The 6,919-nt window shown below is 69.4% G+C and carries 6 protein-coding genes and 1 pseudogene; all 7 read left to right on the forward strand.

Going from position 1 to position 6,919, the window contains the following annotated elements; all coding sequences use genetic code 11:
* Positions 1–188 precede the first annotated feature (188 nt).
* Positions 189–359, forward strand: a complete 171-nt coding sequence (locus tag ACWDS7_RS45010) for a hypothetical protein (RefSeq protein WP_451934290.1) — start codon at positions 189–191, stop codon at positions 357–359.
* A gap of 173 nt (positions 360–532) precedes the next feature.
* On the forward strand, positions 533–829 hold the full coding sequence (locus tag ACWDS7_RS45015; protein ID WP_306872282.1) for a hypothetical protein: 297 nt from the start codon (positions 533–535) through the stop codon (positions 827–829).
* Positions 826–2,136 (forward strand): hypothetical protein, encoded by a 1,311-nt coding sequence (locus ACWDS7_RS45020; protein ID WP_451934291.1) that lies wholly within the window; start codon positions 826–828, stop codon positions 2,134–2,136. Before ACWDS7_RS45015 ends, ACWDS7_RS45020 begins: the two co-directional genes overlap by 4 nt.
* 262 nt (positions 2,137–2,398) lie before the next feature.
* A complete protein-coding gene (locus ACWDS7_RS45025; RefSeq protein ID WP_451934292.1) occupies positions 2,399–2,581 on the forward strand; it encodes a helix-turn-helix domain-containing protein in 183 nt (60 codons plus the stop codon).
* 86 nt (positions 2,582–2,667) lie between these two features.
* Positions 2,668–3,297, forward strand: a pseudogene (locus tag ACWDS7_RS45030) (Tn3 family transposase); the annotation flags it as partial.
* 33 nt (positions 3,298–3,330) lie between these two features.
* A complete protein-coding gene (locus ACWDS7_RS45035) occupies positions 3,331–4,425 on the forward strand; it encodes a tyrosine-type recombinase/integrase (protein WP_451934294.1) in 1,095 nt (364 codons plus the stop codon).
* A 423-nt stretch (positions 4,426–4,848) separates the two neighbouring features.
* Positions 4,849–6,750: a tyrosine-type recombinase/integrase gene (locus ACWDS7_RS45040; protein ID WP_451934293.1), complete on the forward strand. Its 1,902-nt coding sequence runs from the start codon at positions 4,849–4,851 to the stop codon at positions 6,748–6,750.
* Positions 6,751–6,919: the final 169 nt, after the last annotated feature.

Genomic DNA, 6,919 nt, shown 5'->3' on the forward strand with positions numbered 1-6,919 from the left:
ACGCCGCTTGTTCGTCGGCCAGGAACTCCACTGGCGTGAGCGTGAAGCCATCGGCGCCCGACGCTGATAAGGGATCTCCCGCCGAACCCCGCCGCCGGGCCTGTCACCTGTGCTGGACGCCATGATCACCGGCTTGGCGTTAACCGCTGTACCGATGTTCCCCGAGGCCGGTCCTGGCGGGCGCCGGGATGTCGCCGACGCAGGTCGAGGCCGTCATGGGCATGTCGACGGGGCTGCGGGAGGGGTACGTCCCCGAGCAGCCGCGCACCCCGGCGACGACGACCGGCACCACGCTCGACTCCTGGGCCTGGGCGGAGCTGCGTCCTGCCTGGCAGGGGCACGACGAGGACGGCGGGTGACGGACCGCCGTCCTGGAAGTCCCGGTCCGGGAGAGCGCGGCGGCCACCGCCACCGCTGAAGGCCCGGCCTCCGGCAGGTGGCATGCGCCGGTAGGCGCGCGTTCACCCCGTTGTCGATCACTCGTCGCCGGCGGCGCGTAGGGTGGGCCCCCGATCGGGGCGGACGGAGGGCGATGGCGCGGGAGTTCTGGGCGGACGACACGTCGATGGCCAACGCGGCGTACGCCATGGACGAGTCCGCCGAGCTGTTCGGGCGGCACGTGGACGCGCTGCTGGGCTCCCTGGCGGGCGGCGGACGCTCCCCATGGGGCATCGGCGTGCTCGGCATGGCCGTGGACGAGCTCAACCTCCTGGTCGGCGAGGCGTGCACGCGGCTGCACGAGAGCATGGTCAGCGCCGGGGCGGGGCTGCGGGACATGGCCGCCGTACGCCGCGCGGCCGAACGGGCGTCGGTGATCGACCCTTCATGACGGTGATGCTGCCGCCGCCGCTGGAGATCGCCTTCCAGGCGCTCGGCGTGCCCTGGCCCACCCAGGACGAGGACCGGCTGCGCGATTGCGCGGCGGCCTACCGCGAGTGCGCGGCGGCGCTCGCCGTCCAGGTCACGCCGCTGGTGCGCGAGTCGCTGGGCCGGGCCGCCGGCGGCAACGCGGGGCTGCACATGGAGGCGGTGGCCGCGTTCTGGGACGAACTGGATCAGGAGGACGACCGCTCCGGTCACCTGTCCAGGGTCGGCACGACCCTGCACGCCCTGGCCGACGCGCACGAGGTGGCGGCGCGGCTGGTGGAGGCGTTGAAGGCGGTGCTGATCGCGCTCGCCGGCGGGGTGGTCGCCGTACTCGTCTGGGCGATGGCGGCGGCCGCGGTGAGCGGGGGAGCCGCGGCCCTCCAGTCCAGGTCCGCGCTTCTGTCGTTACGGGTCTCCGCCACGCGCTTCTGGCAGACCTTCGCCCGCGAGCTGGAGCGCTTCCTCGCCCGCGATCTGGCCATGGGCCTCCGTACGCTCCTCCACCCCGTGCGCAACGCCCGCAAGGCCCGGACCCTGACGAAGGAGCGGGCGGCCGGACGGCCGGTCAGTGCCGCCGAACGCGACCTGCTGACCAGGCTGAGCAGGGTACGGGAGAAGGACATCGCCCCCTACCCGCACGCCGGCGACGACGGCGTCCATCTGATCACCTTCGACGACGGCGGCCACGCGATCTACAAGCTGGCGCCCGGTCGCAGCCCCCGGGAGACGGTGCCGAGATCGGGCATGCCGCGCCGCGAGGCCGAGTCGTACCGCTTCAGCGAACGCCTGGGCTGGGACCTCGTGCCGCCCACCACGACCTGGGACGGTCCGTACGGGCACGGTTCGGTGCAGCTGTGGGTGGAGAACGCGCGCGGGGGAGGGAGGTGGGCCTTTCCCGAGATCCAGCGCGAGCGCGCGGCCGTCTTCGACTACGTCACCGGCAGCCTGGATCGGCATACGGAGAACTACCTGACCGACGCGGCCGGTGACCTCCGGCTGATCGACAACGCGTTGTCGCATCCGCGGTCGCACACCCGGGCCATGCGCTCGCCGTTCGTCGTGGCCTACCGCGACGAGCCGCTCAGCCCCGGCGTCCTCGCCGACCTGCGGGCGCTGGACTTGGAGGAGGAAGCGCGGGCGCTGCGTGAGTCCGGGTTCGGGCACCGGGAGATCAAGGGCAGGCTCCGACGGCTGCAGGAGCTGCGGGAGGAGGGCATGATCACGTCGTCGGCGTGGCGCGGTCACATCCAGTCCGGCGACGGCTGGTGACGGCGCGCGGCAGCTTCGTGAACGCGGTGAAGCGGTCGATCCGGTCGGTGCCGGCCACAGTGGTCTCCCGGAGGGCTGAAGGGGTCCTGACGGCCGTATCGGTAAACAAGGTGAGGGGCTACTGTCTCGCTGCGATCGTGCCGTGACGCTGACCTGCAGGAATGGGTCGGTGGCGGCGCCTGCAGAGCGTCCGGGCGGGTCCTGGTCGGCTGCTGCGGATCGGGCTCTGCGCTAAGGCGTCCTTTCCGGTAAAGATCCGCTCGTGACTGCCGCTCTGCCCGATCGGGCCACCATGACCGTCGCCGAGACTGCCCTGGCGCTCGGCGTGCACCGTGACGCCGCCTACGACGCCGTCCACCGCGGCGACCTGCCCGCCATCCGTGTCCCCACCGCCAAGCTCGCCGACCTGCTCGGCCTGCCCTGGCCACCGCCCGCCGACCAGTAAGCGATCGCGGGTCCTCCGGCACGCGTAGACGCGTGCCGGAGGCTGACGGACCCTGCGGAAGCCCTGACACGAAGGAGATGAGACTCATGGGCCGACCGGCCAAGCTCACCCCGCAGGCGCAGGCCGACCTGCTCGCCGCTCTGCAGGCTGACTACAGCATCGCCTCGGACTCCAAGCGGTTCGGCTCGTGGGAGTCGAACCTGATGACGGAGTTCCACGCCCGCTACGGCGGCTACGGCGTGATGATCTACTGCCACGTGGACAAAGGCCGCGCCTGCATCTACTCCCAGCTGAAAAGCCGCTCCTCCTCCGAGGTCGCGGCGATGATCGAGGGCCTGCTGCGGCACTGCACCGACGCGAACGTGCAGGCCAACTACACCGACACCCACGGCGCTTCCACCGTCGGGTTCGCCTTCACCGAACTGCTGGGGTTCCGGCTGCTGCCGCGGCTGAAGACCATCGGCTCGATCCGGCTGTATGCGCCCGAGGCGGGCCCGCACCGTTGGCCGCGCCTGGAGCGCATTGTCAAGCAGCGGCCCATCGACTGGGACCTCATCAGCCGCCACTACGACCAGATGATCAAATACGCGACCGCGCTGCGACTCGGTACCGCCGAGGCCGAGCAGGTGCTGCGCCGCTTTGCCAAGGGCGGCCCCAAGCAGCCGGTCTACCGGGCCATGGAGGAGCTCGGCCGGGTGGTGCGCACCATCTTCGTATCAGTTACGTGGAATCAGACCGGGAGCGCGATCATGCTCTCCCTGTCTCACCACGAACTGAGGAGATGCGTTGCCCCCCGTTGTTCTCGAGGAGAAGTGGCCTGTCCTGGGTCGGCACGATCAAGCGATCAGCTGGTTGCGGATCTGGGCCGGGCGCCCAGGACGATCGACGCCTACGCTCGCGGGCTAGCGGAGTACCTGGATCGGTGCGAGCGGGAGGGCATCGACCCGGTGCGGGCGACCCGGGAGCACGTCGCGGGCCATGTACGGGAGCTCAGCACGCGCCCGAGTCACCGCGGCGCCAATGTCGTGTCGATCGATTCGGGGTCGGGGCTGGCCAATGCCACGGTCCAGCAGCGGCTGGTGCCAGTCCGGTTGTTCTACGACTTCCTCATCGAGGAGGGTATTCGCGAGTCCAACCCCGTCGGGCGCGGCCGTTACACTCCCGGACGGCGGTTCGGCGGCCATCAGCGAGGCCTGGTGCCGCGTCTGGCCAAGCTGCCCTGGATCCCCACCGACCATGAGTGGCTCGCCTTCCTGGAGGTTGCCAGGGAGGAGCCGTCCCGGAATCGGGTGATGCTGGCGCTGGCCTATGACTCGGCGCTGCGGCGCGAGGAACTGTGCGCGCTGCGCACCGACGACCTCGATCCCGGGCGCCGCACGGTCCGGGTCCGCGCCGAGACCACCAAGAACTGGTACGAGCGCGTCGTGCCGTATTCGGCCTCGACCGGTGCACTGCTGACCGACTACCTGCGGCACCGGGCGACCATCAGCCGGGCCCGCGGCCCGTTGTTCCTGTTGGAATCGCGTCGCAACCACGGCCAGCCGTTGACGTTGTGGAGCTGGTCGAAGATCGTGAGACGTCTGGCCATGGCCGCTGACCTGCCCCGCTTCACCACGCACACGACCCGGCATCTCTGCCTGACCGACCTGGCCCGGATGGGCTGGGAACCGCACACCATCGCCTCCTTCGCCGGCCACCGGTCCACCGAGTCCACGATGAAGTACATTCATCTGTCTGGCAGAGACCTCGCTGACAAGCTGGCCAGGGGCATGGAGCAGATCCACGCCTGGAGAATCGCGCAACTCGCCCAGCTTGCGACCGGCTCTGCCGAGGGCAAGGCGTGAGCGCCGCACCCTCCGCGGCTGCCGTCGGGGCGATCGCCGGTCGAGCCTGGCCTTGGCCCATCGACGTCAGCCGCTACAACCGCCGGGCCGAGCTGACCAAACAAGAGCTACAAGCACTGTGGGAACTGGACTGGCAGGTCCGACGGCGCCGTGGATGCGATCCTGACCTGCCACAGTGACGCGTTATCGGCAGGCTCCTACGAGCGTTGGACGACGCCCGGGCGGTCTTGGGCTGGTGCCCGGACACCTCGGCGCACCGCCGGGCGGTGACCGACGCGATCGGCCTGGTCCTGCGCCGGTGCCTGGACGAGGAGACGTCCTTTTGGGCCTGGTCGGCCGAGACCTGGTTCGAGCTGAGCGCCCGGTCACATCGAGTTCGAGGACGCCTGGCCCGGCTGGACCGACGGGACGGTCCGTCCCTACGTGGCAGCGTTCGCCTATCTCCTCGGTGGCTTCACCGACTTCCACCGGATCGGCAACTTCAACCGCCGTTCCCTGGCCTGGAGGATCTTCGGCAAGAACGTTGTCGAGGACTCCGCCGACCAGGTCGCAGGCACCTTGCAGGGGTGGGGCTACCATCCCACCGCTGGAGCGGTCGGCCAGTTCCGCACGGTCTTGATCCAGGCGATACTGGTCAACCGGAGCCCGCTCCTGCAGGACATGACCAGCGAAGCCCTGGAGCGGATCCGCGAAGACCCCACCAAAACGCCCCACCACCTACGGGGCCACTTCCGAGGCCTTCACAAAGCGCTGTTCGCGCTCGGCCACGCGGGCCCGCCGCCCAAGTCGATCCACGCGGTGATGCCCGACATCGAAGGCGTCCCCGAGGCGTGGGCCGAAATGATCGAACGCTGGTACGCCACCTCCACGCTCGCCCACAAGGTCAGGGGCTCCTACCGCTCGATCATGGCCAAGGCGGCCCGGTGGCTCGCCGCCGAGCATCCCGACGTGATCGAACCCGGCCACTGGAGCAGGGAGATCTGCGCCGCTTGGGTCGCGGCCATCGACCGGATGACCGTGGGCGACTACGTCCAGCGCCAGGCCGGCCTGGAACGGCACGGCGGAAAGCCCTTGTCTCCCCAGACCAAGGCTGGCTACCTGACCGCCACCCGCACCTTCTTCCGGGACGCCCAGGAGTGGGGCTGGATCGTCCGCCGGTTCGACCCATCTCGCGCCTTGGCCACCCCCAGGAGCGTCGCGGCCCTGATCGCGCCCAATCCCCGCGTCATCGCCGACGACGTCTGGGCGAAGCTACTTTGGGCCGGACTCAACCTCGAACCCGAGGACTGCCCGACCAACACCTACGGCCTGGGCTACCCGATGGAACTGATCCGCGCGGTCACACTCACCTGGCTGTTCGGCGGTCTGCGCAGCGACGAAATAGCCCGCCTGCGCGTCGGATGCATCCGATGGCAGCACGACGGTGTTCCAATCTCGGCCGACTCACGTGACGTTTTGGCCAGCGAGGCCGTCTGCCTCCTCGACGTCCCCACGCACAAGACCGGGACTGCCTTCACCAAGCCCGTCGACCCACTACTCGGCCAGGCGATCGAGGCATGGCAGGCCGTCCGGCCCCAGCAGCCCGCCATGCTCGACCGCAAGACCGCCGAACATGTCGAGTTCCTGTTCGCCCACCGAGCCAAGCGCATGGCCAAGACCTACATCAACAGCGCGGTCATCCCCTCCCTCTGTCGCAAGGCCGGAGTGCCGAACACCGACGTCCGCGGCAACATCACCAGCCACCGGGCCCGCTCCACCATCGCCACGCAGCTCTACAACGCCAAGGAACCGATGACCCTGTTCGAGCTGCAGGCATGGCTCGGGCACCGGTCAGCCGACACGACCCAGCACTACGCCAAGATCATCCCGAACACATTGTCCAAGGCCTATCGCGACGCGGGCTATTTCGAACGCAATGTCCGCACCATCGAGGTCCTCATCGACCGGGCCGCAGTCGAAAGCGGAGCCGCGGCCGCTGGCGAGCCGTGGCAGTACTACGACCTGGGACACGGGTTCTGCAACTACACCTTATTCGAGCAGTGCCCGCATCGGATGGCCTGCGCCAAGTGCGACTTCTACACCCCGAAGGACTCCTCCAAAGCGCTGCTGCTGGAAGCCAAGGACAACCTGCAGCGCATGCTCGCCGCAGTCCCGCTCACCGACGACGAACGCGCCGCGGTCGACGACGGCCAAGTTGCCCTGGACCGGCTGCTCGGCCAGCTCGCTGACGTTCCTACCCCCGCCGGGCCCACACCCAGGCAAATCAGCACACCGGCTCAGGCAACCCTGCTGCCCGTCATCGAGATCAACGAGAGGCCGACCTAGTCAGGCCGCGCCACAGCCCAGTGGGTGCCGCACCCATTCTGGATGGGCCTCGCCGACCTCGATGCTGTTCTCATCAAGGGCGTTGGCGATGTGGAAGCGGCCCGTGTCGAAGACGAACTCCACAGCGAGGGTGCCGGCCGCCACGTCGCGACGTGATGGCCGCCACTCG

Source organism: Streptosporangium sp. NPDC003464, assembly GCF_053588315.1.